The sequence below is a fragment of the Parabacteroides sp. PFB2-10 genome, from assembly GCF_029893085.1.
In the GTDB taxonomy this organism is placed as follows: Bacteria; Bacteroidota; Bacteroidia; order Bacteroidales; family Tannerellaceae; genus QVMG01.
The window spans coordinates 60,500-84,034 of sequence record NZ_JARXWI010000011.1 but is presented as its reverse complement, the minus strand read 5'-3'; the positions used below and the strand labels follow the sequence as shown (position 1 = coordinate 84,034).

Below are 23,535 nucleotides of genomic sequence, written 5' to 3'. Positions count from 1 at the left end.
TCAAAAACAACTACAAAAATGACCACGTTTTGAAACGCAACTTTAAGGGGTCAGTTTAAATTGGCCGAAGGGGGTCACGTTCAATGGAATTTCCAACCTATTACAATAGGTTATCTGCCTATTTGCAATTCCCCCTATACAAAATGTCATGTTTTTTGTGTAATAAACTTGACATTCTAAAAACATTCGTATCTTTGTACCATGTCATTAGCAAGTGAAATACGAACAAGGATAAATAAGTTTCCAGAGGGTAAAACTTTTGGCTACTCTGACTTGCTCATTGCTAAAGAAGATTATGTCACAGCAGCTAAAGCGTTGGAACGTCTGCAAAAAGAAGGTTTGATAAAAAAGATGTCCAAAGGTGTTTTTTATAAGCCTAAACAAACAGTTTTTGGAGAACTAAAGCCGGATTATACTGAGATGTTACGTCCTTATCTTTTCGAGGATGGGAAGCGAGTTGCATACGAAACCGGATATTCTCTTTATAGCAGACTTAAATTGACCACACAGGTAGCTTTTCGAATTAAGATTGCTAGCCGTGATAGGCGTATTTCGGTTAATAAAGGTGCATTAAAAATTGATACGGTAAAAAGCTACGTTGATGTAACAGATGCCAATTACAAATTGCTGGAGTTGCTCGATGCCCTCAAGGATATAAAACGCATACCCGATGCTTCGCCAGACAACAGTATTGTTATTTTAAGTAGTTTAATCAATAAATTAAGTGATAAGCAGATTGCTGAAATGATAAAATATGCTTTGTCATATCCACCACGAGTAAAAGCTCTGCTGGGTGCTATCTTGGAAAATATTAACAATCAAGTAAGTACAAACAAACTAAAACAGAGTCTTAATCCGCTTACTAAGTTTGAATTAGGCATAAAGAAGTCTGTCTTACCAACCATTAACAACTGGAACATAGAATGAAACTGCACCTAAACAAAGAATTATTCCGCGATGCCATTCTTGTTACTGCACAGAGAATGGATTTGCCTCCGATTTATATCGAGAAAGATTATTGGGTAACATTCGTATTGTACAAGATATTCCATAGCGAAATTGGTCAAGATACAATTTTCAAAGGTGGCACCGCTTTATCGAAGTGCTACAAGATGATAGAACGCTTCTCAGAAGATATTGACCTCGTCGTATTGAGGCATGAGGGTGAAACAGATAATAAGCTGAAATCAAAACTCAAAGCAATTGGGAAATTGATCGAAGATGAATTACCGGAAGTCGAGATTGAAGGTATTACTCACAAAAGAGGAATGATTCGGAAAACTGCGCATACCTACAATCAACTTTTTGAGGGAAACTATGGTCAGGTAAGGGATGTAATTGTGTTGGAAGCAACATGGTTAGGATATTATGAGCCTTACAGCAAAAAAAACATTGTCTCATTTGTGGGTGAAATGATGCTTGATAATGGCCAGAATTCCATTGCAGAAGAATATGCCTTGCTTCCATTTGAAGTTGAAGTACTGGAAACGACTCGTACAATCTGTGAAAAGATTATGAGCCTGGTTCGGTTTTCATATGGAGAAATGCCGATACAGGATTTGAAAAATAAGATTAGGCACACATACGATCTGCACAAACTATTATCTCAGAGAGAATTTAATGATTTTTTCAATAGTTCTGCTTTCGATGAAATGTTGATTAAGGTTGCTAATGATGATGTTCGCAGTTTTAAGAACAATAATCAGTGGTTGGTTCATCACCCAGCTGAATCACTAATTTTTAATGATACAGAGAGTGTGTGGGGTGAGTTGAAGAATACTTATACCGGAGATTTTCGCAATCTTGTTTACGGAGAGTTGCCAGATGAGCAAGCAGTCTTGGAGACTTTGAAAAAAATACGAACACGACTTACGGATATAAACTGGGCGGTTAAAATAGACAATTAAGAATAAACACTTGTGAATTCAGAGGAATTCGCTACTTTTGTAGATATATGAAATGCGGTGCAAATCACAGAACTCTTTCAAAGCACAAATCGGGGAGGGTCTAATTTTAGGGATAAGTAAGGCTTATATATCAAGCGGTTGGAAAGGAACAAACGTTCCCTCTCTCTCCGCTGGAAAGAAAAGCCAAAAGGCGACAAAAAACAGACAAGTCCTACAATATCAGCATATTGTGGGACTTTTTTTATTGCCTTTGGCTGGCGAAAACGCCATAAAATAGCCCCCAAAAGACAGAGTTCAGTAACCTATTCACCATTTATTTCTGGTTTACACTGCCTATACATTGAGAGAATATTCCTAAAATCGAAGTGTAAGCAAAAGAGTCGCGTTTTAGTTAAAATTGCCCTCTTTTGCTTACACTTCAATTGTTAACAAATACTAACTCCCGGGACTTTTTTTACAAAGTCCTGGGTTTTTGATGAAATTCTCCCGGCAAAATATCATTTTGCTATTTTGGGTTTGTTTCCCAAAGGGCAAAAAAAGCACCTGGCAATCGATTTTGCCAGGTGCTTTTATATGGATATTTTTACCGATGAATATTGAAATTCAACTACCTATCTGATTCATCATCCCTCCAATGTTCGGGTTTGTTCAACTCGTCGCAACAGCGAATCTTTCCTTTTTCGATTTCAAATCCTTTCGGGTCGATTGCCTGAACCATCCAGTAGTCACTGTATTCTTCCGCGATCGGATAAGGAGCCGGATAACCCAACCGGGCGGCGTCGGGCAGAAAGCCATACTTCGGGTAGTAGTCCGCATGGCCTAACACAAAGACGAGGGTAGAGGCTTTCTCACGCAGCTTCTCGATGCCTGCTTCGATCAACATGCCGCCTATGCCTTGCCGTTGGTATTCCGGCTTGACAGCCAAGGGGGCGAGTATGTGCATCATCGGCTGTGCTTCCTGCTTGTCGAAATAGGTTCGGGTAAACAGGATGTGCCCGACTGCCTCTCCCTGATAAAAAGCGAGCAAGGAGACTATAGGCTCTGCGGTTTTATCAGCCAAAAGGTCGGCCGCTAATTGGGCCTCTTTGTCGTAGCCAAAGGCTTGCTTTTCAATCGCCATGATGTCGTCGAAGTCGTTCGTGTTTGTTTCTCTGATTTGGATGTCTTTTACTTGTTTCATCTCTTTTATACGTTTGTGTGTAATTCATTAAATCTTTTTCCCGATATAGAACGCATAACCATAAAAGGCTTTGTATTTGTTGTACAGAACCTCTTCGCGGCGTTGGTTGTATATCAGGCTCTCTACCGTCTCGTTGCCGGGATACTTCTTCAGGAAATCGTCCTGCGCCTTGTGGCATGGAGCGAAAAAGTGTTCCGTCCAACAGGTTTCGGGGATGACAAAGGTGGCCACTGGAACGTAGCCTGCCTGTTGCATTTGGGCGACCTTGTTGGGAATTGTATCGATCTCCGGATAGCTCGACATCCAGAACTCGTTGATCTCATCGGGACGCTCATCGGTAAACCACGAGGCTTCCGATACGGTAATGTAACCGCCTTTCTTTAGGTACTGATTCCATTCGTTCAGTCCGCGTTCGAAGCCGATGTTGTAGATAGCTCCTTCCGACCACAATAGGTCGAGCGATTCTTTTTCAAAGGGAAGGGGATCAGTCATGGAACCGACAATGCCTTTCATGCGACTTTGCAGACCCAGACACTCTGCGTTCCGGTTGAAGATCTGAATAAAATCGGGGAAGAGGTCGAGCGCGGTGATCTTGCCCGGCACATATTGCGCCAGCGTAATGGTCTGTCCTCCTGTGCCGCAGCCGATATCGGCAATGCGGGAATCCTCGGTCAGGTTGTCGATAAAGTCCAACGCCTGACGGGTCGTTTCGGGACTGCCCGGCCCCTGACGTTCTACTTGTGCGAAGTATTCGCAGATTAAACTAAAGTCGAAATCGTATATTGTTTTGTTTTCGTTACTCATGATTGTTTCATGTTATTATTATGACACCGGGATAGGAACGTCATACGCCCATCGCAAGTCATAAGTGATTATTATATAGATATGAAAATAACTCCGGCAAGACCATGCCTGAGTAAATACTAAGGGATAAGTTCGACAGGACGCCGGAACTTATTTACTACACCAAATCCTTCTTTGTAATTGTCATAGGGTGGCAAAGATACGATATTTTTCTATATCTACCTTAAATGCACTACTTTTGTAATTCAACTGATAGCAATGACAATTAAACAAATAACAGAAAACAAAAAGCAATACCTGGATCTGTTGCTTTTGGCCGATGAACAGGAAAGTATGATCGACCGCTACCTGGAGGCGGGTGATCTGTTTGCTTTGTATGATGAGGATCTGAAAGCAGTATGTGTTGTAGCTCATATAGATAATGAGGTTTGCGAGTTAAAAAACATAGCTGTTTATTCACAGTTCCATAGACAAGGATATGGGAAAATACTTATCTCGCATATCTCAAAGCACTATAAAAACAGGTATAGAACAATGCTTGTCGGTACGGGAGAAACTCCTTCGGCCCTTTCATTCTATCAACAATGCGGGTTCGAATTGTCTCATCGCATTAAGAACTTTTTCACAGACAATTACGACCATCTGATGTTCGAAGAGGGAGTTCAGTTGGTTGATATGGTTTACTTAAGGAAGGAGTTGAATTAAACTGATCCGGTTTTTAGAGTGCGTTATAGTTAATTCCTGCCTTGCGGGCCTGTGAATGTTGCAGCCGGCGATTGACATTGTATAGTTTGTTGTCTTTAATGAATTTGGCTCCTGTTTGCTTGAACCAGAAAGAGACGTTTTGCTCTACACATAAGTTGTGTAACTCTACAATCCAATCGAAATTGCAGGGGCGGGCATTGTAGCCAGATTCTCCTCCAATAACAATCTGTTCCGCCCATGAACCGATATCGTATGGCGTGAGGTCTATTCGCTCCAGAAGCGGTTCGCAGATGATGATTTTGTGTTTTATAGGAGTCTCTTTATAGATGGGTAGACGGTAATCAGCACGGTCCTGATTCTCAACAGTACAGCAGATGGTTACGTTCTCGTATCCATCACCCCAATCATCGGGCAAGGATTGCATCAGACGGTCGATACGTTTGGTAATCATTATAAACCGTAAATCACTACGCAGACGTATCATCTCCCATGCTTCCGTACGCCATTCATCGGCATCTTCCACAAAGAAATCGGAAGTGAAACAGGTATAGACCAACGAACCGGATGGGATTTTGTACTCACCGTTCCGCTTCTTTTGGATGGGTAGGTCGAAGTTCTTGGTTTTGGTAACGATATTACTATCAACACCCCGTTTGGCATCGCCCCGGTAAACGTAGCAATGCTGACAACCTGCGCTTAGCTTATGACAGCCATGCCACAGGTTCCACATCTTCGATTTGGGTTCGATAGCGTTTTTAGGCATAGTACATTAAAGTGGTATACAAAGATACTACTTTAATGCTTTATCTGTTTAATCTATCTTTTGACATTCGGGACAGTAATACACAGATCCGCCTAAGTAGGCCTCTTTTACGATTGTATTGCCACAACAGGGGCAACCGTTCTTCCATGTCTTAGCCGACAGGATGGTTTGGTAATTGCCATTATTGCCGTAAAGATCTGTCTGTGTATCTCGTCCTCCCTCGAAAGTCATTTCCTGTAAGGTGTCTTTCAGAGAATTGAACAGAGTTTCTTTCTGGGAATCGGACAATGCTAAGACCTTTTGTTTTGGGTTGATGCGAGCATTGAACAGTATGTCTTGCGTTACACCGTTGCCGACACCGGGGATGCGTTGTTCGGTGGCAAGGAGGGCTTTGGCCGAAAGTGTTTTCTTTGCCTCCAAGAAAAGCTTCTCGAACTGCATCGGGGTGTATTCATCGCTCAACGGGGAGATGCTTTCTTTGCTTAGGGTATAGTATTTATTGTCGATAGTGCCATCGGGATAGGCATTGATAAAACCGTACATGGCAACGGAAAAGACAAGAAACGACTCATCATTAAACGCCAGTAACAGTTGATAGTTGGCAGGTATTTTACTGCCTGGCTCATAGTAGCGGACATTTACACCATCGCCGATATTGATCATTACTTGATCCGACAAGAGGAAATCGACAAACATACCATAGCCTTGCGAGGACAATATGGTTTTGCCTGTCAATAGTTTACCGTATTCCAACGGATCGCTGTTGTAGAAGGTAAATTTATGCGGCTTAGTGGCGTTGAATACCTGCGTGATTGTTTTGCCTTTCAGGGTATCGTTCGCCTGTCTGCTGAGGGTAATTACTTCGGGGAGTTCTAACATAATGATATGATTATTCGGGTGATTTGTTATTTATTATCTATGGGTATATAAATTTCTGTTATTAAATTCTCTTCTGCCACCTCATCGGGCGTATTCAGATATACCTCAAAAGACAATGGATGTTTCTGGGTATACCGGCTATGAGGGAGCCATTGCTCATGGATTGTTTTGTATAAGTTCGGTAATTGGGAATAGCTACCTTTATGTGTAAAGACGGCATACATACCACCGGAAATCTCTTGCAAAGTGAATTTACCTTCGGGCATTGCATATTCATTTGTAATAAAGCCAATGTATAGGCGGCGTAAGTCGGGCAATGTAACCTGTGGATTGTCCTGACTGATGCTTATAAAGTGGCTGTTTGTTTTTACCAAATGCTTTTCTTTGTAATGTTTCAGTTGCTTCCAAATAGCCTGATAGCTATGGGCGTTTTTGAAAGCACCATTCACATCCAGACAGATTGCGTTTAGCGTATTGATTCGGCGGATTTCAAGCTTGGGAAGATTGTCTGATATCTTCGATGCATTTACTAATTGGTATTTCGTTCGATAGTTTGACATGGAAACGCCGAAATGTTTCTTAAATGCCTTTGCCAAACTGAACTTCGTTTCATAATTGGTTTGCTGTTGTATGTCGCTAATAGACTGATCTGTCGCAATCAATAGATGAGCAACGTATTCCAATCGCAGACGTTGAATGTATGTGCCGATATTCTCTCCGGTCGTATTACGGAAGACTTTCCGGAAGTGGAAGAAAGAAAGATTAGCCCTGGCAGCCAGTTGCTCGGGGGTAAGAGCAGCGAAAAGGTTCTTGTCAATATGCACTTTAATACGATTAACTGCCTTATAATGCAGGCTTTCGGTTTCTTCCTTTTGCCGCCAACGCTTTAGTGTCGGGAGCCGTTTATTTAGTAGAGTCCTTAATTCCTGCGGTGTATAGTTCGTATGGGAATACCAGTTGTATTTATCCGTATACTTCACCCAGATATCCACCATTTCGCTCATGGGAATATCTACCGTGTAATCCCCGTCTTTCAGGCAATAATAGCAATACTCATCGCTACGGGAATGATCGGAATTAGTCCCCATATATTCCTCCACATCGAAGCGAAGCGGCATTCCGCAACTCTGACAGTATTGTTTATCAGCTTGATTCATACCACAAAGATACGATGCCTATTTCGGATATGGTTGTCCAAAATAGGCATCTTTTGTTGTGCAAAGAGCTTACTTATCGGAATAAAGACCGACCCTGTTTCCTTCCGAGTCGATGAAGACTGAGAAATAACCTCTGTTCTCTGCTTCTATCTTTGTCTTAGAAATGAGGATTCGTCCACCTCCTTTTTCGACAGACTGAATAGCAGCTTCCATCGACTCAATATTCAAACTCAACAATACGCCTTGATCAGAAGGTTTGAAATTGAATGCCGACGACCATGAAATGGCTCCGGGACATAATCCATTCTCTTCCGGGAAGAAAGCCATCTTCTCATGACCACAGTCCATCGAAGCCAGTTTAACACTAAATACTGTTTCGTAAAACTTTACTGCCCGCTCGAAGTCTGCGGCGGGAATCTCGAAAAATGCCACTAATGTTTTCATTGTTTTTACTTTTATTGATTTGACAATACAAAGGTAGAGGTTGTAGATGGCTGGGGATTGTAAAAAAGGGACATGAGGAAGGGGGGGAAGGAGATAGGAGAAAGGAGATAGGAAATAGGAGATAGGGGTTGTTTCTGTTTTTAAGTTTTTGTATATTCGTAGAAAAAAAACTATGGAAAAAGTAAAGAGTTTTGAAGATTTAGAAGTATGGAAGGAAGGTATGCGTTTGAGTGTACAAATATACAAATCACTGAAAGATTGTAAAGATTATGGATTTAGAGATCAGATACAACGAGCAGCCGTGTCCATTCCAAGTAATATTTCCGAAGGGTTTGAGCGTCAAACTAATAAAGAGTTCATTCAATATCTTTTCATTGCAAAAGGATCATGTGGGGAATTTAGAACCCAATTGTATATTGCTAAAGAATTACAATACATCTCTAACGATCACTTCAAGGAGTTATTAGAAAAAGCAAAACAATTAACTTTAATGCTTGCCGGATTAATCAGAACACGGCAAAATAGATTTTAGCCCTCCTATCTCCCATCTCCTATCTCCTATTTCCTATCCGAAGTAGTCGGAGTGTGGAGGGCAAGCATCTAAATACTCACTCGGTGTATATCCGGAAAGAACTTTGAAGTCTTTAATCATGTGCGATTGATCGAAGTAGCCACATTGGTAGGTCAGCTCGGTAAGTGTGATTTGCGGATGGTTTTCAAGTACATGTAATGCTCGCTGGAAGCGGACTGTTCGAGAGAACTCTTTGGGATTGGAGCCTACATATTCTGAGAAGATGCGCTGGAACTGTTTGGTACTTAGGCATGCTGTGTTGGCAAGTAATGAAATGTCGGTCTGTCCGGTATTGATTAGTTGAATGGCTGTCTCTATCCGTTTCAGGTTATATTCTGCCAAATGACTGAGGCGTTTTAGGAGGAATTGCTCGATTAATAGGATACAGAGTTTGTCGTTTTCCGTGCTTGTAAGCGATTGTTCCAATGCTGCCAGTTCTTTGTCTTCCAAATCTCCAGCTGTTACACGCAGGTTATTGATTTTATTCATTGGCAGATTAAAGAAAGCCTTGACTCCCACCGGATGGAAGACAACGGAGATCATATTCACCTGTCCACTGTATTCGAGATCAGCAAAAGTCTTTTCTTGTCCACTGAGGAAGGCACGGGGGTGAAGTTCATTATCATGAATAGACAACAGGCGGTTACCTCGATGGAATATCAGATTCATCATACCCATAGGAACCGTCCGTGCCAATGCAGGAGAATCACAAGCTGTTTTCAATAGCCAGTAATGCTTGACGTAAGGAGCGAGCAAGGGCGAGGGTTGTATGATTCGGAAGTCTTCCATATTATTCCAGCAAAGATATACGTTTGCCGAAGCAGTTCATTGTAAAAAAGAGACATTTTTTCTGTATCTACCTTAAAAGCACTACTTTTGTAGTTCAAACCCAAAGAGGAATCAATTCACGAACCTTATGAAGTGGCAGCGTTGTATATGAATGCAAAAATATATCCGAGAGCAAACGACTCTCAGACCATCTATCTGAATACAGTAATCAACAACCCTAACATTCTTGTTGGTGACTTCACCATCTATAACGATTTTGTTGACGATCCGACCCTGTTCGAGAAGAATAATGTGTTATATCATTATCCGATTAATAAAGATCGGCTGATTATCGGGAAGTTTTGTTCTATTGCCTGTGGTGCTAAGTTTATCTTCAATAGTGCGAATCATACCTTGAAGTCGTTGTCTAATTATACCTTTCCTTTGTTTTACGAGGAGTGGGGATTGGAGAAGGCTAATGTGACGGATGCTTGGGATAATAAAGGTGATATCGTTATTGGTAATGATGTCTGGATCGGCTATGAGGCGGTGATTATGGCCGGGGTTCATATCGGTGACGGAGCTATTATCGGGACACGGGCGGTGGTTACGAAAGACGTTCCGCCTTATACCATCGTAGGAGGAGTACCGGCAAAAGAGATACGTAAACGCTTTGACGAAGAGATTATCGCAGAGTTGCTGAAGCTACAATGGTGGGATTGGCCAGTAGATAAGATCAGGGAGGCGATACCTTATATTATGGATGGGGATATTGTATGTTCATAATCGGCAAAGGTAGTCGGAAGGGAGGATATGGCGTGTTCTATTCTTGCTAAGTTTATTAGGCAAGGGTTGGTTTAGTTGACAGCTCTATTTTTTAACTGCAAAGGTATTATAGGCATTCGCAGCAGCTAAAGTGGTCAACTTTCAAAATGGAGGTAATTTCACTAATGTACTATCATTTTGATATATTATATAAATTTTAGAATCAACTCGAAAAAATTATATCTAATTCAAATTAAGACACATAGATAATCTTGCAATTTTATATCCACACCCTACCCACACCCTACCCACACCGAAGGCATACCGAAGGATCACCCTACCTGTAAGCAAGGATAGGGTAGTTTGCTATCAAAATGATAATCAGACTATAACTGCAGCGCTTTTATCGATGTTTTCAGCGCTCCTTATTAGTATCCTTTTTGTTCCCTATTGGCAGCCTAATCGCTCCCTATTGGTAACCTCGTCGCTCCCTATTAGTGATGGCATCGCTCCCTATTAGCGACGGCGTCGTTCCCTATTAGTGATTTGGGGTTGAACTATGGAGGCAAATTAGTCGTATAGAGTTTGTCCCTTTATTTATTAAAGGACCAATGGGTATGTATGATTTTCCACTGATTAGAAGTATTCAATTGATAGACTTCCGTACAACTCATTTTGAATGTTAGGCCATCTCTTTGAACGGCATAATTGTATGTGAGGACTGCAATGTCTGCCGATAACTGTACGGTTGGGTTTATCATTTCGTATTGGTCGATTTTAATCTTACCTCTAACCGTGTTGTAATAATCTTCCAGAGCTTTCTTTCCTTCCAGTTTACGTTCGAAGGCAGGGTCAATATACACAACGTCCTCGGATGTCAATTCTAAAAAGCCATCGGGGTTACCGTTATTCCATTGCTCTAAAGCCTGCTTTTCCAAAGCTATTATCGTAGCCTTTATTTTGTTTTGATGAAGAATGTTCATACTTCTTTAATTAGTATGCAAAGATACTTCTTTTAGTCCACCCAAGCTACACCCTAGGATCGCCCTAGGCAGAGAAGGAGAAAGTATGCACTTGGTATTACTTTTTGATTATTCTCTTTAAGTTCTCAATACTCAACAGATTTACCGTCTCGAATTGTCCTTTATAAAACACCGCCCAGTTGTTGAAAACGCAAGGCAATTCTTTCGCTTTTTGCAGTGTATCCACTTGAATTAAAGAGGCGGGAATATCGTGCGTGTCGCAATACTGCCTTAACACTTCAATGGTTTGATAGACAAACGGACACTGCATACTATAGTAAATAATCAGTTCTTCACTGTTTATTTCTTGGGTCTTAACGTTTTGTGCGAACTGCGGCGTTGTTCCGTCGAAAGAGAGTGCAAGTAATTCATAGCCGTTATCAGTCGTATCAACCACTTCAAATCCAAACCTCTTGGCAAACGATTGGTCGGAAAGCCAGGCCTTTTGCTTTGTTGATCCGAGCATACAAATGCCTGATTTGCCTTTCGCTTTGGCATCAGCCATGCAATACTCCAACAGCGATTTTGCATATCCTTTCCCTTTGTAATCGCCCAAGACCCACAAGCAATAAAGATAAATGTAGTTTTCGCCGAGGATGGGAACCCCAGGCAGTTTCAAGCGGAGCGTATTCGATGAAAACTGTTGCCTTTGCATTCAACTTTCTGAAGATATGACCTTCAGTTAGTCGGTTTGCAAGCCATTGTTGCTTTGCTTCTATACCCGGATGAATTACTTTGCTGCGGATAATACAGCATAGATGCTCGTCGGCAATGTTTTCAGGTGTTATATTTATGAAATCGGCATTCATATTATTGCTTTCCTATAATCTCCGTCTTTCTTTTTCATAATCATTCTGCTAATAACTCGATATAATTTCCTTCGGGGTCTAATACGGCACTTTCATAATAGCCATCGCCGGTAGTGCGTGGTTCACTTGCAATGGTGTAACCATCTCTTCGGAAAAGTTCAGTCAGTTCATTGACAGTCTCTTTTCCTCCAACAGTCAGGGCAATGTGCGCCAATCCTTTAAGCATATAACGCAGTTGGTCGTTTTCGGCGACATCCGGACGGTTCATCAGCTCAATACGTGCTCCTCCTTCGTTAAAGGTCAGGAAGTAAGAGGTGTATTTCTTTGTTGGATTGATGTATTTATCGTTGCAACTAACGTCGAAGTATTTGAGATAAAACTCCTTCATCCCTTCAATATCGTCTACCCAAACGGCTATGTGGTCTATTTTCATAATAATGTTCTATAACTACTATTTTATTCTTTGTTATACTTCTGATTCATCGCAAGCCTGTCAAGCGTTTTGGCTATTCGTTCTACTTTCGTTTGCTCTGCCTTGGCGGAGAATATCCACTTGATATAGTCTTGTTGTTCGTTTTCGCTGAGCGACTGATAAAATTGCAAAGCCTCCGGCTCGTCATGCAGGCACAATAGGAAGTCTTCGGGAGTAACAAGTGGTTCGTCATTCGAATATAAAATGATATGCACCCAATCGCCCGCCTCTTTCTTGATTTTCTTGCGAATTTCGGTTTTAATCGGAATCATCAAGTTACCATTGCCCAAAGGCATTAAATGGGAGCTTGCAACCTCAAAGCCGTCAATACTTCCTTTTACTTTCAACATTCCGAAAGCTCGATTGCCAATCTGAATATCGGGGATTTCGGCATACGTCCAACCACTTTTGCCGGAAAACTTTTCGAGCAAGTATTGTTTGTCGACCAAAGGTTTCTCCATATTATGTGTGGTTTCCCATATATAGCATTCTTCACTTTAATCCTTCTTCCAACGCTTCAAGCTCGATAAAAACTCGCGCAATATGGGGCGCGCTTCATCCGGAGTGAAGTTATTTCCCGTCTCTGCATTCCAGTGATCGAGGTATTTCAGATTGGTTTCCAACATCTCGTCCATGGTTACGTCGCGGGTAAAGGCGCCGTTCTGATAGCAGTAGTGGCAATACTCCTCGTTGGGAGTTCCATCGGCATTGGTACCGAACTCTTCTGCTGACTTCATGTTCATGCCACAGCTTTGACAGATTGCTCCATCCGCTTTCAGGGGAGAATAGAACTCTATCAGGTTCTCTTCCGGGTCGTAGAGGTGGACAACACGCATTCCCCAGCCGGGCATATCTGTGGGTTCGTTGATGAATGTAAGTCCTTTTGCCTGGAACGCCTGATAGGTCTCGTCTACATTGTCTACTTCAAAGGAGATCATGGACTTCTCACGGTAACCTGTGGGTTGCGCCTTGTCGGCATTACCAACAGCGGGCGCCATATAGTCGGAGGTGAACAGGGCAAAGCCTTCTATTCCGTCAGCTACTTTGAAGCTGGCATAACATTCTCCAATATCCCAGGCGGCTTCCAAACCAAGCTGCTCGGTGTAAAAATTGAAACATTTGCGGTAGTCTTTGACTAATAGTCTTACGTTGCTGAATTTCATGATGTATTGTTGTTAATTGTTTAATGATTGGAACCTGACTTCTACTATTTCCCTGACAGAAAATTATAACTCTCTTCGATTGCCTCCGGCGTATCAGCTTCCAGGGCATACAACACCTCCCGGCAGAACTCTATCGGCGCCGTTCCGGGAGCGGTAACTATTTTCCCGTCTCTGACCGCTTTCTCGTTGATATAGTGGGCTTCTCCGGTATATTTCTCTCCAGCGAATTGCTTTAGATAATCCAGTCCGTTGCTTGTATGCTTCACATTGTTGAGGTGTCCGTTCGCACCGAGAAATACCGATCCATTACATATTCCGGCAACTACTTTATCTTCCTTGATTGCTTTTTCGACAAGTGGAACGATATGTGCCGCTTCGGGCGAGAACCAGCGCATACCACCAATCAAAATCAATCCGGCATAGTCGTCCGGCATATCATTCAGGTCATAATCAGGCAAGAGTTTGAATCCGCCTAAGGACGTGATCGGATCTTTTGTGACAGATAGGGTCTTTACTCTGTAATTGACAGGATTCCCGGGTTTAACCCCCTGATTCAGACAGGTGGCAACGTAGGTGCTTTCCCAGTCGGCGAACTCGTCTAAGAGGACGAAGATGATTTCTTTTTTGAGCATGGTGTATTTGTTTAATCATTCATTTATTAAATAATTCAATGCCTTCTCTGCGTACAAAAATAACCCTTTTACTCTTTGGGGATATAGATTTTTGTTTTAACTTTTCAACATCAGCTTTATTAAGGCATTTGAAATGCAGATTGCGAAAAATACCTTGGGTTATTAAGCAATCTCCGATTGTAATATTGTAAAGCAAAAAGGTGCTATTGCTATCAGTATACCTTTCAGGGAGCAAAAAAAGTTTTTCAGGTTTCCTGATAAATCACTATTTTTGACTACTGCAAACAGAAACTTAAAGTTGATAAAAACCATGCATTTCAGATCCAGGCTCTCACAACGGATAGGGATGAACGATATTTACGAGATGGTTCATCTGACGCATAATAGCGACCAAGGGAAAGAAGAATTGTACAAACTCCTGTTTGACGCGGACGATATGGTGGCGTATCAGGCGGCCTGGGTCTTTTGCCATTTTAGTCCGGAGGACAACGAATGGCTGTTTGCCCGACAAGATGAATTGATCGATGAGGTGCTTGTTTGTTCACATCCTGGCAAACGAAGGCTCTTCCTGCTTCTGTTATTCAAGCAGCCATTTGCCAATCCTCCCCGTATCGATCTGTTGGATTTTTGTCTGGAGCGTATGTTTTCCAAAGATGAGCTTCCGGGGGTGCAATCGCTTTGTATGAAACTCGCCTACGAACTATGCCGTCAGATACCCGAACTTCTTGGAGAACTTCGCGTGATGCTCGATATAATGGAACCGGATATACTGCTACCCTCTATGCGCACGGTGCGCAAGAATATCCTGAAGGCAATGAAGTCAGGGAAGGGGTTGAATAAGTAAATTAAACTGCGCACACTTTTGTTCGCCGGTAGAGAAGATGGCTGTTATTTTATAGTCATTGTCTTCCTGTGGCAGTATCTGTATGGAGAGCTCCACATCGGGTGTGGCTACCGGGTCGATCACCTGGTGATAGCGAACGCGTACGATCTTGCGGAGGAACAAATCGCTGCCGATCGTTTCTCTGACCAGTTCTTTGATTATTTGAATCATACAGACTCCCGGCGTGATGGGGTTCCCGGGAAAGTGATCCGCGTAGATCGGATGCGCAGCATTCAGATGGATACGGTATTTCGTTTCTTCCGCAAGGGAAGTCTTTTCTGTGATTTGGAAAAAGGAATGAAGTAGTTGCATGGTTGTTTATTCTTGTGAGACGATGGTGGTCATGGCGATCTTCATATCTCCGGAGGCAATCGGCTCGCCGGCCGATGTTACGTCGATATGGATCAGGAGCGTGGAAAAGATCTCGCTGACAATGGTCACCGAGGTAGTCAGTGTCTCGCCTACCGCCGGGCAGCGGTCGATCGATACGTTTTTGATCTCGCCGATAAAGCCGAGTTTCACTTCGCCCTTTTGTACATATTTATCGATATAACCGTTGCGGGCGGCTGCTGTTTGTGCCATGTGTTCGAGGATGCCGGCTTCGAGGAAGCGGCCGTTGTCGATGAAAATATTATCTTCCCGGATAGATAGGGTCGACAGGGTTACCTCTTCGTCGCATCGGATCAGCCGATCGACCATCACGAACCGCCCCTTCTGTGGCAACAGTTCACGTGCGTCTATATTCAGTTTTTCATTCATAATTGCTTTATGTTTGGTTCTCCCACCACCCCACCGTTGCAAGCAACGGTCCACCCCCTCCTCTGGCAGGAGGGGAGCTTAGATAGCGATTTTCGATTCATAATTCATAATTCACAATTCATAATTTTATTGAAACGTCTCCTCCGCTATCGCTTGATTCAACTTCTTCCCTACCAACTCATACACCGTATACCCTCCGTCCGGATCTTCTGTGCGAAGCAGGGAGAGCGCCATCTCTTTTTTATCATAATGCACCTTTACACCCTTCATATTTTGGGCTCTATCGCCCTGAATCGTGATGATCACCTCGTAATAATCCCCCTTTTCAACGGCGTCAACCGTCGCATCCTTGATCTTCCGGGCATCTCCTTCCAGGCAGGAAGAGAAGATGGTATGGATTAGTTCGATGGCCGGATCGGACTTAGCCGATACCTTTGTGTGTTGATCCATCATGACCATCGTGATCTCATCACCTTTGATCAGCATCATCTCGCCTTCGGGCTGGCTGTATTTGAGCAGCATACGATCCGGTTTCCGGTAGTAGAACTTGCCGTTCGACAACACATCTTCATCCATAAAGGTCAGATGCATGGTCTGTTTGAAGTCGCTTGTGATACTGGTCAGTGATTTGTTCGCCTCTTTAATCTTATCTAAAATGGCTGTGCCGCTTTGCGCAAAGGCCGTAGCCGTGGCAAATAACAGCGTAAGGCTTATCAATATTCTTTTCATAATCTAACTTTATTTTACTCAGTTATTAATTCATTCTTTAATGCTTCCATCCCGACAATCCGCGCACAAGTGAAGAGTGAGGTCATGGAAACGCCCAATACACCATGCAAATTTAAGTTTTGTCCGGATAATAACAAATTGGGAATCTGCGTTTGAACGGGGATCAATGTGCCCATCACATTGTTGCAGTCTTTCTGTATCCCAAAGGCCGATCCCTGGGGGATGCCGGTATAATCGCGGTAGGTCAAGGGCGAACTGGTGTACACCTTCTCGATCGCCTCCTGCAAACCCGGTATATGAGCGTTGGCAACCGCTATGCAGGCTTCCGTTTTTTGCTGCTTAAAGGCTTTGTAGTCGTCGCCTCTTCGGCCGATCGTGGTCTCTTCCCAACACGATACCTCCTCCCAGCGAACCGGAGTCAACAGATCGATCTGCTCGGCAAAAGCGCCCTCCTCCGGCGCATAATAATTAACCATCACGGGGGACGTCGTGTCTTCCGGTGAATAATTCCATACCTCTTGGCCGGAATAGAGAAAGAGGTTTTTGTTCTGATAAGGAAGTATTCCCTTTTTCAGGCGGATATGTACGGTAAACATCCCGAATGTATTCGCTAAAGAGGCGATGCGTTTGCGGTAGATATTGCGTATCAATCGCGTCTCCGGAATGAGAGAAAGCGTCTGATCCGGGTGAAGGGTGGAGATAAACCAGTCGGCCTCCAGCCGTTCCGTGTCGTTATAGGTCACGCTTGTGATCCTTTCGTCGGTCTCTGTCAGGGCGGTTACCCGGGCATTTGTCAGGATAGTTCCGCCGTTTTGGCGAATAGTCTCCGCCAGCCTGTCGGCAATCAATGAGCCGCCCCCTTGCAATCGCCAGGAGCTGCGGATAAATGAGTTGTTGATCTGAGCAAATACATAAAGCGGCAGATGCTCCTTATCGAGCTCCATCGTCAGAGAAGTCGCCGATAGGATATTGCGCAACAGAGGATCGTCGATTGTCTCTTCCAGGAAATCCCAGGCCGAACGATTGAAGTATTCCGCACTATTGGCCTCGCCTGTCAGGCTTTGAAAGAGGTTTGTCTCTACATCTTGGAGCAAGTTTATGTACTTCTTCAGTTGATCTTTTTGATGAGGAAACGCCGTGGAGAGGTAGTCAACGTAGCGCTCATAGCCCGAAGGTAAGCGGTAAGTCTTCCCATTCAGATGCACTTCGGCAAATCCCTCCTCATCTAATCGCTGCCAGGGCAGGTCTAAGAGATCGAAAAAACGGAACAGGCGGTGCAGGGGTTGCCCCTCATCCAGTCCGCCCACAAAATGAAAACCGGTATCAAACAGGGCATCCTGCCGGCGGAATGTCTGCAGGCAGCCACCAATCTGGCTATGCTGTTCCAACAAACAAACCCTGTAGCCTCGCTTCGACAGGATATATCCGCACTGAAGCCCGGCCAGGCCGCATCCGATTATGGCAACATCCTGCTTCATTTTTCAGTCGAATTGATCCGGATCCATTTCTCCAGGATGGGCTTTTTGCCTTTGGCGATCCGCTTGGTAATCAACAGATGGTAGAAGAACGGCTGCATCGAGTAGGTGATCAGGATCGTAGCACTCATGCCAATCAGCGTGACAATGCCGATCGATTGGATCGCCGGATGTACGGCAAAGAGCAAGGAACAGATCACAATGATCAGGATCACAGCAGAGAAAAAGATCGCTGTCTTATGATAGGCTAATAGGTCGCGCTTGCTTCCCCGGGTCTTTTCCAACAGGCCGTCCATCATATAGATACTATAATCGACCCCGATTCCGAAGATAAAAGAGGAGATGATGATATTAATCAGATTGAATTTCAATCCGAATATCGCCATACATCCCAACACGATATACCAACTCAGCCCCATCGGCAGGAATGCCAGAAGGGTCAATACGATACTTCGGTAGGAGATCAACAGGACAATCAGAATGAAAAGAGAAGAGATCGCCAGGATGGTGTTGAAGTCATTATGCACCATTTTCACCATATCGCTGGCATAATACATCGGATCGAGCACGATAAAAGAAACACCCTTCTCCGTCAATTGCTCACCCACCTTCCAGAGATCATCCTTGTGCATACGCACCGGTGTAAACATCACATAGCGTCCTTCCGAGTCTTCGATCAGATTGCTCATAATCGCTTCCGGCAATACATTAGCCTCATAAAGGGATGCTGGCTGGAAGTCCTTTTCCAATAGTTGGTAGAAGGGGGTAAAGGTGTTTTCCGAAAAGCGGTATTTCTTGCTGGTATCCACAATACGCTGGCGTGTTTCCGTCTTTTTCTCTTCCGTCCAATAGACTTTCCAGCGGGCAATACGTTCGCGTTGTTCCGCTTCGGGCACAAAGAAGGCAAGCGAAGAGGTGTAGCCGTTGATATCACCTGCCGCCTCCATCTCATCCAATCCGGCTGCAAGCTGCTGCGTCAGCGACAGGGTCGACTCCAGGTCATCCGCCACGGTGGCAAAATAAAATGAGTCATAACTCTGTGTTGTTTTGGATGCCAGTAGCTGTTTGGAACGGGCGATCTGCTGATTATCGTACCCCAGGTTGCGGAGATTCGAATCGAACTCCACCTTTCCCGAAGCAACATAGCAGACGATACTTATAATGACCAAGGCACCCACCAGCCAGGGCTTGTCGAGCGGATAGGCATTGATCTTCTGCAATGTAGCAAAAGCCTTTTCCGAACGTTTATTATTCTTGGTACTCAGGAACTGAGGCAGGAAGATCAGTGCAAACACCAAGGTGCCGAAGATGCCCAATGATGCAAACCAACCGAAGTCATGTAGCATCTCCGATTCGGTCAATAATAGCCCGGCAAAGGCACCGATGGTTGTCAAAGCGGCAATAAACAGCGGTACAGTCTGGTCTTCGAGTATCTTTTCCGGAGCGTCTACATACTTATGATGGCAGATGATATGCAGGCAATAGCTGAAGGCTACTCCCATCACGATGGCTCCAATGCCGAGTACCATAAGCGACATACTCCCTTTCATGAGGTATATCACGGCCAAAGAGAACAGGATGCCATAGATAACCGGAGCGACTAAGTAGAACAACGTGCGTTTGTTCTTAAAACAAACCAACAGAAGTATGAATATAATAGCCAGCGATATGCTCACTGTCAGGAGCAAATCCTGCTTGATACGCCGCGAATTGGAGACACTCTGCACGGGTGCTCCATGGAAAAGAATATCTATATTGGGGTTTAAATCCTTATAAGCCGCCACCTCTTTGTCTAAGAGATCGACCAAGCGGGTAGCCGACTTGGAGTCTAACGACTTGAACTTCGGCGCCAGAAATGCCAAAGCAACCGTGGTGTCGGGCGAGAATAGGTGACTGTTGTAGAGCGTATAGTTGCCTCCGAGTCCGCCTCCGGCGACGCCAGAGATAAAGACATTGCGCAATCCGATCGGATCTTGGGTGATCATACCGCGGTAGGCACGTCCCGCCATGGAGGTCAATAAGGAATAGTTCTCACTCATCTGCCTGTCTAACGCCTCCGGTTGCATCAGCGAATCTAATAGCGGATACTGTTCTTCGGTCAGGAAGATCGGCGCGTTTTCATACAGATAACTGATGGCATTTTGCAACACCGAACGCTCTATCTCGGAAAAAATGCTGCCGATCAACAGCTGCGCGCTGTCTTTTTCCAACAGGAGAGTGGTGAACTCATCACAGGCCGCCGCCAGTTGTTCGGGCGTGACGGTGTCGTTGGCCGCCGTAAACTGCAGGTAGATCTTATCTTTTACCTTCAGTTCCGAAAAGGCCAGCTTCTCCGCTCCATCTTCCTGAATGGCAGGAAGCAGGCTGGATATATCCTCTTCAAACGCTATCTTCGAGCTGAAATAGCCGAAGAGCAACAGCGTAGAGAGCATGATCGTGTAGAATACCCCTTTATGATTCCGAAAATAGCGGTAGATCAGTATCGTTATCTTTTCCATATCGCTCACAATTAGTTAAAACACAGAGACACAGAAGACGCGGCGTCTCTGTGTCTCTATCTCTGTTTTCTATTCGATAAATGATCAATTCATTTTTGATTCGATATAATCATACAGATCCTGGAATGTCTGAATCGATGCGATCTCCGTATTCTGTATCTTCACGCCAAACAGGCTTTCGATCAGGGCCACCAGGTCCACCAGTCCTAAACTATCGATATCCAATGTGTCTTTGATAATGGCATCGGGCGTGATATCGCCCAATTCGATCTCGAACTCTTCGGCCATCGCCTCATTTGCCTTATTAATAATCTCTTGCTTCTCCATGTTTACCATTCATTTATATATATTACTTCAGATTCTTTACAATCAGTGTTGAGTTGGTTCCCCCGAAACCAAACGAGTTGGAGAGGAACACATCGAAGTTTTTCTCTACCCGCTTGTCAGGAATATTCAGCTTAGCCGAGTCCTCGTCGGGGTTTTCGAAATTCAGGTTCGGTGCGATAAAACCGTTTTGCATCATCAGCATGGAATAGATCACCTCACTGGCCCCCGCCATCCACATCTCGTGTCCGGTCTGCGACTTGGTGGAAGTCACCTCCGGTTTGTAGTCGCCAAACACACTATCGATCGCTTTTGCCTCGTTTTTGTCGCCAACCGGCGTTGAGGTAGCATGTGCATTGATATAACCGATATCGCGGATATCCATGCCCGACTCGCGCAACGCCATCATCAGCGAACGTGCCGGTCCGTCGACATTAGGTACCGAGATATGATCGCCGTTCGAGGAAAAGCCATATCCGCAGATCTCTGCCAGGATAGGTGCCCCGCGTTTCACGGCTGATTCGTAGCTTTCGATGATCACCGTAGCGGCTCCCCCTCCGGGAACCAAGCCGTCACGGTCTCTGTCGAATGGGCGCGAGGCTTTTGTCGGATCGCTTTCGCGTACCGAAAAGGCACTGATGCCGTCGAAGCTGCCGATAGAGTAGGGGTTGACCTCCTGCGCACCTCCGCAGACTACGCAGTCTTGTAATCCCCATTGGATCAACAGGGCACCCAGGCCGATCGCATGCGATCCGCTGGCACAAGCACCTGATATGGTGAGGTTGATTCCTTTGAGTTTGAAGATACAGGAAAGGTTCATCGTCACCGTCGAGTTCATAGACTGAAAAATAGCGCCCGAACCGATCATGGTGGTGTCTTTCTTCTCGCGCATCGTGTCGACACTCTTCATTACGGCTTCCGCTGTGCTGTCATTTCCGTATAATAGTCCAACCTCATGTTGGTTGAGAAAATCCTCATCGATTCCGGCATGATCCAACGCTTCTTTGGTAGCCATATAGGCATAATTCGCCTCTTCCGGCATATAGACACGTTGATTCCGGCTTAATACGCCTTTCAGATTGGGCACCTCCAGGTGAGCCGTCAAGGCCGAACGGAACCCTAATTCTTTTCGTGACGGATCAAATATAATTCCTGATTTGCCATCATACAACGATTGGCGCACCTCTTCCAGGTCTTTCCCTAAACAAGAATAAATACCCATCCCGGTTATTACAACTCTTCTCTTCATTACCTTAATATTATTGTTGCAACAGTTTGTGAATTGTTTCATACATACGTTGTCGGACAGTAACGAGTTCGCTCAACTCCCCTTTTGCCGACAGAATCCTAAATCGGATCTCTTTCATGCACTTTACTAATGCTTTCGTATAATAGTGGGCAAAGATAAACAGAATCGGTAAGATCGCAATAGATATCAAAGCCAGTAAAAATGATCCGGAGATAGTCCAGACACTGATCAAAAGCACCAAACAAGTAACCGGAACACCAACTAACACATTAAATATCACCCGTATAGTTCCGTGAAACATAAAATCTTTTATTTTTTTATTAATAAGTTCCGGTGTAAAAACGACGAACAAATTAGGGATTGCCCCCAAAATAAAAAGGGGAAACAGAGCCAGCAGCAACACAGCTTTTAATAGGATCTTCCCGACAGACGGCTTCTTGTCGAAAAAAGAATCATCGATCTTCCATTTGCGTATCTGCCTGTTTAACCAGAAGGCATCGCAATACACATTCTCTACCGCCTTCTCGCCTGCCTCTTTCTTGTCGTTTAGTTCTTTGAACAACAATTTATCGGCAGCAAGCTTCTCCGGCAATTTATCGGGATCCAACCCTTTCCGGCGCGCATAGTCTATGCCGTAGGTATTGCGTAGGAAATCGATAGACTCGTAATTGTCCAGATCGGTTATATCCAGCATCATGTCGGATATCTGCTCCCGCACCAGGGCGTTGATCTGCCGTTGAGCCGTACGTGGCTTTGTCTGGTACAATTCATAAAAAGGCGATAAATCGATCGGTTTACCAAAACGGATCATCATATCGGTCTGCACCCCCAAATAATCCTCGTAATGGTTACAAGAGGGCAACAGATAGATCTCTTTCTCGAAATGACTGGCTTCGGCGGCATCGAAAAGGATTTTCAAATAGCCGTAGGTGAACGTCCCCAGCCAATGTTTATCCTGGTGTCCGGCTTCGGGGTAGATAATTACCGTACCGTCGTTCAGGATCTCCTCGGAGGCTTCGCTAAACGAATGGGTATTATTAGAAAGCGTCTCCGCACCGTCGTATTGCAAGCGAAAGGCAGGCATCAACCCGATCCAGCGAAACAGTTTTGCTACCGGCGGTTTGAAGGCATCGGCCCGGGTAATGGCGCGTACCTTTTTGCCGCCTCTCTCACCAACGGCCATAACCAATGCCAAGGCATCGTTCAGGCTGTTCTGATGGTTTGATACGATCATCAAAGGCCCCTCTTCCGGTATATTCGCGCGGTCGACCACATAGGTTTTACGGTTGTACAACCCCGAAAAAATAAAACGCACATAGGCCTTAAAGGACTTATAACCTACCCCCGGACGATCTTTCCGCACATTTTTTTTCGCTTGTTTACTTGTTTCTGTCATATAAATATCATAGTTCTGAACCCAATGTTTCCGGTACACACACCTCCCATTAGGCCGGTCAACATTTAATTATTTATCATTCATTCAATTGGAAGTGCAAAAATAGTTTTTTTCTTTTTCCCCTCATAGTCTATTTCGGGTAGATCTTGGTTTTTTTCTCATATTACAAAAATGTAAATAA

The 23,535-nt window shown here is 44.2% G+C and carries 26 protein-coding genes and 2 pseudogenes; 6 read left to right on the top strand and 22 right to left on the bottom strand.

What is annotated here, in order from left to right:
- Window positions 1-201: 201 nt before the first annotated feature.
- Both M2137_RS10925 and M2137_RS10920 read left to right on the top strand, forming a co-directional pair.
- Entirely contained in the window at window positions 202-927 is a 726-nt protein-coding gene (locus M2137_RS10925; protein ID WP_280766473.1) for a DUF6088 family protein, read from the top strand.
- On the top strand, window positions 924-1,907 hold the full coding sequence (locus tag M2137_RS10920; RefSeq protein WP_280766472.1) for a nucleotidyl transferase AbiEii/AbiGii toxin family protein: 984 nt from the start codon (window positions 924-926) through the stop codon (window positions 1,905-1,907). Before M2137_RS10925 ends, M2137_RS10920 begins: the two co-directional genes overlap by 4 nt.
- Window positions 1,908-2,514: 607 nt before the next feature.
- Here M2137_RS10920 and M2137_RS10915 read toward each other — a convergent pair.
- Window positions 2,515-3,087 carry an N-acetyltransferase gene (locus M2137_RS10915; RefSeq protein WP_280766471.1) on the bottom strand — a complete coding sequence of 191 codons (573 nt, stop codon included), beginning with the start codon at window positions 3,085-3,087 and terminating at the stop codon, window positions 2,515-2,517.
- 27 nt (window positions 3,088-3,114) lie between these two features.
- Entirely contained in the window at window positions 3,115-3,891 is a 777-nt protein-coding gene (locus M2137_RS10910) for a class I SAM-dependent methyltransferase (RefSeq protein ID WP_280766470.1), read from the bottom strand.
- Between the two features lie 258 nt (window positions 3,892-4,149).
- Between M2137_RS10910 and M2137_RS10905 the strand changes: the two genes are divergently transcribed.
- Window positions 4,150-4,596, top strand: a complete 447-nt coding sequence (locus tag M2137_RS10905) for a GNAT family N-acetyltransferase (RefSeq protein WP_280766469.1) — start codon at window positions 4,150-4,152, stop codon at window positions 4,594-4,596.
- Between the two features lie 13 nt (window positions 4,597-4,609).
- On the opposite strand, the gene M2137_RS10900 is transcribed toward M2137_RS10905, so the two are convergent.
- The 4 genes from M2137_RS10900 to M2137_RS10885 form a co-directional block, all read right to left on the bottom strand.
- Complete coding sequence (locus tag M2137_RS10900) at window positions 4,610-5,359, bottom strand: DUF5131 family protein (RefSeq protein WP_280766468.1); 750 nt, start codon at window positions 5,357-5,359, stop codon at window positions 4,610-4,612.
- Between the two features lie 48 nt (window positions 5,360-5,407).
- Window positions 5,408-6,238, bottom strand: coding sequence for a DNA-formamidopyrimidine glycosylase family protein (locus M2137_RS10895; RefSeq protein WP_280766467.1), 831 nt, complete (start codon window positions 6,236-6,238; stop codon window positions 5,408-5,410).
- A gap of 26 nt (window positions 6,239-6,264) precedes the next feature.
- Window positions 6,265-7,395 carry a GyrI-like domain-containing protein gene (locus tag M2137_RS10890; protein WP_280766466.1) on the bottom strand — a complete coding sequence of 377 codons (1,131 nt, stop codon included), beginning with the start codon at window positions 7,393-7,395 and terminating at the stop codon, window positions 6,265-6,267.
- Between the two features lie 69 nt (window positions 7,396-7,464).
- Window positions 7,465-7,839 carry a VOC family protein gene (locus M2137_RS10885; protein ID WP_280766465.1) on the bottom strand — a complete coding sequence of 125 codons (375 nt, stop codon included), beginning with the start codon at window positions 7,837-7,839 and terminating at the stop codon, window positions 7,465-7,467.
- A 172-nt stretch (window positions 7,840-8,011) separates the two neighbouring features.
- On the opposite strand from M2137_RS10885, the gene M2137_RS10880 reads away from it, so the two are divergent.
- Window positions 8,012-8,371 (top strand): four helix bundle protein, encoded by a 360-nt coding sequence (locus M2137_RS10880; RefSeq protein ID WP_280766464.1) that lies wholly within the window; start codon window positions 8,012-8,014, stop codon window positions 8,369-8,371.
- 33 nt (window positions 8,372-8,404) lie between these two features.
- Here the strand turns inward: M2137_RS10880 and M2137_RS10875 are convergent, their stop codons facing one another.
- Entirely contained in the window at window positions 8,405-9,199 is a 795-nt protein-coding gene (locus M2137_RS10875) for a helix-turn-helix domain-containing protein (protein ID WP_280766463.1), read from the bottom strand.
- Between the two features lie 147 nt (window positions 9,200-9,346).
- On the opposite strand from M2137_RS10875, the gene M2137_RS10870 reads away from it, so the two are divergent.
- Entirely contained in the window at window positions 9,347-9,964 is a 618-nt protein-coding gene (locus M2137_RS10870) for a CatB-related O-acetyltransferase (protein ID WP_280766462.1), read from the top strand.
- 572 nt (window positions 9,965-10,536) lie between these two features.
- Here M2137_RS10870 and M2137_RS10865 read toward each other — a convergent pair.
- From M2137_RS10865 to M2137_RS10835, 7 genes and pseudogenes are all read right to left on the bottom strand, one after another.
- Window positions 10,537-10,926: a DUF4440 domain-containing protein gene (locus tag M2137_RS10865; RefSeq protein ID WP_280766461.1), complete on the bottom strand. Its 390-nt coding sequence runs from the start codon at window positions 10,924-10,926 to the stop codon at window positions 10,537-10,539.
- Between the two features lie 97 nt (window positions 10,927-11,023).
- Window positions 11,024-11,774: pseudogene (locus tag M2137_RS10860) on the bottom strand (N-acetyltransferase).
- Window positions 11,775-11,814: 40 nt separating this feature from the next.
- The gene (locus tag M2137_RS10855) at window positions 11,815-12,207 is read right to left on the bottom strand and encodes a VOC family protein (RefSeq protein WP_280766460.1); all 393 of its coding nucleotides are present in this window, start codon (window positions 12,205-12,207) and stop codon (window positions 11,815-11,817) included.
- Window positions 12,208-12,230: 23 nt separating this feature from the next.
- On the bottom strand, window positions 12,231-12,707 hold the full coding sequence (locus M2137_RS10850; RefSeq protein WP_280766459.1) for a YdeI/OmpD-associated family protein: 477 nt from the start codon (window positions 12,705-12,707) through the stop codon (window positions 12,231-12,233).
- A 36-nt stretch (window positions 12,708-12,743) separates the two neighbouring features.
- Window positions 12,744-13,007 carry a zinc ribbon domain-containing protein gene (locus M2137_RS10845; RefSeq protein ID WP_280766476.1) on the bottom strand — a complete coding sequence of 88 codons (264 nt, stop codon included), beginning with the start codon at window positions 13,005-13,007 and terminating at the stop codon, window positions 12,744-12,746.
- A 15-nt stretch (window positions 13,008-13,022) separates the two neighbouring features.
- A pseudogene (locus tag M2137_RS10840) lies at window positions 13,023-13,409 on the bottom strand (VOC family protein); the annotation flags it as partial.
- 44 nt (window positions 13,410-13,453) lie between these two features.
- Entirely contained in the window at window positions 13,454-14,041 is a 588-nt protein-coding gene (locus M2137_RS10835) for a type 1 glutamine amidotransferase family protein (protein ID WP_280766458.1), read from the bottom strand.
- 310 nt (window positions 14,042-14,351) lie between these two features.
- Between M2137_RS10835 and M2137_RS10830 the strand changes: the two genes are divergently transcribed.
- Window positions 14,352-14,885 (top strand): hypothetical protein, encoded by a 534-nt coding sequence (locus M2137_RS10830; protein WP_280766457.1) that lies wholly within the window; start codon window positions 14,352-14,354, stop codon window positions 14,883-14,885.
- On the opposite strand, the gene M2137_RS10825 is transcribed toward M2137_RS10830, so the two are convergent.
- The 8 genes from M2137_RS10825 to M2137_RS10790 form a co-directional block, all read right to left on the bottom strand.
- The gene (locus M2137_RS10825) at window positions 14,862-15,236 is read right to left on the bottom strand and encodes a hypothetical protein (protein WP_280766456.1); all 375 of its coding nucleotides are present in this window, start codon (window positions 15,234-15,236) and stop codon (window positions 14,862-14,864) included. The genes M2137_RS10830 and M2137_RS10825 overlap by 24 nt on opposite strands.
- A gap of 6 nt (window positions 15,237-15,242) precedes the next feature.
- Entirely contained in the window at window positions 15,243-15,683 is a 441-nt protein-coding gene (locus tag M2137_RS10820; RefSeq protein ID WP_280766455.1) for a pseudouridylate synthase, read from the bottom strand.
- Between the two features lie 126 nt (window positions 15,684-15,809).
- The gene (locus tag M2137_RS10815; protein ID WP_280766454.1) at window positions 15,810-16,412 is read right to left on the bottom strand and encodes an outer membrane lipoprotein carrier protein LolA; all 603 of its coding nucleotides are present in this window, start codon (window positions 16,410-16,412) and stop codon (window positions 15,810-15,812) included.
- Window positions 16,413-16,426: 14 nt separating this feature from the next.
- Window positions 16,427-17,890, bottom strand: coding sequence for an NAD(P)/FAD-dependent oxidoreductase (locus tag M2137_RS10810; RefSeq protein WP_280766453.1), 1,464 nt, complete (start codon window positions 17,888-17,890; stop codon window positions 16,427-16,429).
- Window positions 17,887-20,385 (bottom strand): MMPL family transporter, encoded by a 2,499-nt coding sequence (locus tag M2137_RS10805; protein ID WP_280766452.1) that lies wholly within the window; start codon window positions 20,383-20,385, stop codon window positions 17,887-17,889. Before M2137_RS10805 ends, M2137_RS10810 begins: the two co-directional genes overlap by 4 nt.
- 84 nt (window positions 20,386-20,469) lie before the next feature.
- On the bottom strand, window positions 20,470-20,712 hold the full coding sequence (locus M2137_RS10800; RefSeq protein ID WP_280751880.1) for a phosphopantetheine-binding protein: 243 nt from the start codon (window positions 20,710-20,712) through the stop codon (window positions 20,470-20,472).
- Between the two features lie 22 nt (window positions 20,713-20,734).
- Window positions 20,735-21,958, bottom strand: coding sequence for a beta-ketoacyl-[acyl-carrier-protein] synthase family protein (locus M2137_RS10795; RefSeq protein WP_280766451.1), 1,224 nt, complete (start codon window positions 21,956-21,958; stop codon window positions 20,735-20,737).
- 10 nt (window positions 21,959-21,968) lie between these two features.
- Complete coding sequence (locus M2137_RS10790) at window positions 21,969-23,354, bottom strand: 1-acyl-sn-glycerol-3-phosphate acyltransferase (protein ID WP_280766450.1); 1,386 nt, start codon at window positions 23,352-23,354, stop codon at window positions 21,969-21,971.
- Window positions 23,355-23,535: the final 181 nt, after the last annotated feature.

Excerpts from the sequence above, each read along its gene's own strand:
- M2137_RS10850 (WP_280766459.1), bottom strand. The coding sequence starts at position 12,707 with ATGGAGAAACCTTTGGTCGACAAACAATACTTGCTCGAAAAGTTTTCC.
- M2137_RS10910 (WP_280766470.1), bottom strand. The coding sequence starts at position 3,891 with ATGAGTAACGAAAACAAAACAATATACGATTTCGACTTTAGTTTAATC.
- M2137_RS10790 (WP_280766450.1), bottom strand. The coding sequence starts at position 23,354 with ATGACAGAAACAAGTAAACAAGCGAAAAAAAATGTGCGGAAAGATCGT.
- M2137_RS10865 (WP_280766461.1), bottom strand. The coding sequence starts at position 10,926 with ATGAACATTCTTCATCAAAACAAAATAAAGGCTACGATAATAGCTTTG.
- M2137_RS10855 (WP_280766460.1), bottom strand. The coding sequence starts at position 12,207 with ATGAAAATAGACCACATAGCCGTTTGGGTAGACGATATTGAAGGGATG.
- M2137_RS10805 (WP_280766452.1), bottom strand. The coding sequence starts at position 20,385 with ATGGAAAAGATAACGATACTGATCTACCGCTATTTTCGGAATCATAAA.
- M2137_RS10820 (WP_280766455.1), bottom strand. The coding sequence starts at position 15,683 with ATGAATGAAAAACTGAATATAGACGCACGTGAACTGTTGCCACAGAAG.
- M2137_RS10900 (WP_280766468.1), bottom strand. The coding sequence starts at position 5,359 with ATGCCTAAAAACGCTATCGAACCCAAATCGAAGATGTGGAACCTGTGG.
- M2137_RS10895 (WP_280766467.1), bottom strand. The coding sequence starts at position 6,238 with ATGTTAGAACTCCCCGAAGTAATTACCCTCAGCAGACAGGCGAACGAT.
- M2137_RS10825 (WP_280766456.1), bottom strand. The coding sequence starts at position 15,236 with ATGCAACTACTTCATTCCTTTTTCCAAATCACAGAAAAGACTTCCCTT.
- M2137_RS10880 (WP_280766464.1), top strand. The coding sequence starts at position 8,012 with ATGGAAAAAGTAAAGAGTTTTGAAGATTTAGAAGTATGGAAGGAAGGT.
- M2137_RS10885 (WP_280766465.1), bottom strand. The coding sequence starts at position 7,839 with ATGAAAACATTAGTGGCATTTTTCGAGATTCCCGCCGCAGACTTCGAG.
- M2137_RS10795 (WP_280766451.1), bottom strand. The coding sequence starts at position 21,958 with ATGAAGAGAAGAGTTGTAATAACCGGGATGGGTATTTATTCTTGTTTA.
- M2137_RS10875 (WP_280766463.1), bottom strand. The coding sequence starts at position 9,199 with ATGGAAGACTTCCGAATCATACAACCCTCGCCCTTGCTCGCTCCTTAC.
- M2137_RS10870 (WP_280766462.1), top strand. The coding sequence starts at position 9,347 with ATGAATGCAAAAATATATCCGAGAGCAAACGACTCTCAGACCATCTAT.
- M2137_RS10830 (WP_280766457.1), top strand. The coding sequence starts at position 14,352 with ATGCATTTCAGATCCAGGCTCTCACAACGGATAGGGATGAACGATATT.
- M2137_RS10815 (WP_280766454.1), bottom strand. The coding sequence starts at position 16,412 with ATGAAAAGAATATTGATAAGCCTTACGCTGTTATTTGCCACGGCTACG.
- M2137_RS10810 (WP_280766453.1), bottom strand. The coding sequence starts at position 17,890 with ATGAAGCAGGATGTTGCCATAATCGGATGCGGCCTGGCCGGGCTTCAG.
- M2137_RS10905 (WP_280766469.1), top strand. The coding sequence starts at position 4,150 with ATGACAATTAAACAAATAACAGAAAACAAAAAGCAATACCTGGATCTG.
- M2137_RS10835 (WP_280766458.1), bottom strand. The coding sequence starts at position 14,041 with ATGCTCAAAAAAGAAATCATCTTCGTCCTCTTAGACGAGTTCGCCGAC.
- M2137_RS10890 (WP_280766466.1), bottom strand. The coding sequence starts at position 7,395 with ATGAATCAAGCTGATAAACAATACTGTCAGAGTTGCGGAATGCCGCTT.
- M2137_RS10800 (WP_280751880.1), bottom strand. The coding sequence starts at position 20,712 with ATGGAGAAGCAAGAGATTATTAATAAGGCAAATGAGGCGATGGCCGAA.
- M2137_RS10915 (WP_280766471.1), bottom strand. The coding sequence starts at position 3,087 with ATGAAACAAGTAAAAGACATCCAAATCAGAGAAACAAACACGAACGAC.
- M2137_RS10925 (WP_280766473.1), top strand. The coding sequence starts at position 202 with ATGTCATTAGCAAGTGAAATACGAACAAGGATAAATAAGTTTCCAGAG.
- M2137_RS10920 (WP_280766472.1), top strand. The coding sequence starts at position 924 with ATGAAACTGCACCTAAACAAAGAATTATTCCGCGATGCCATTCTTGTT.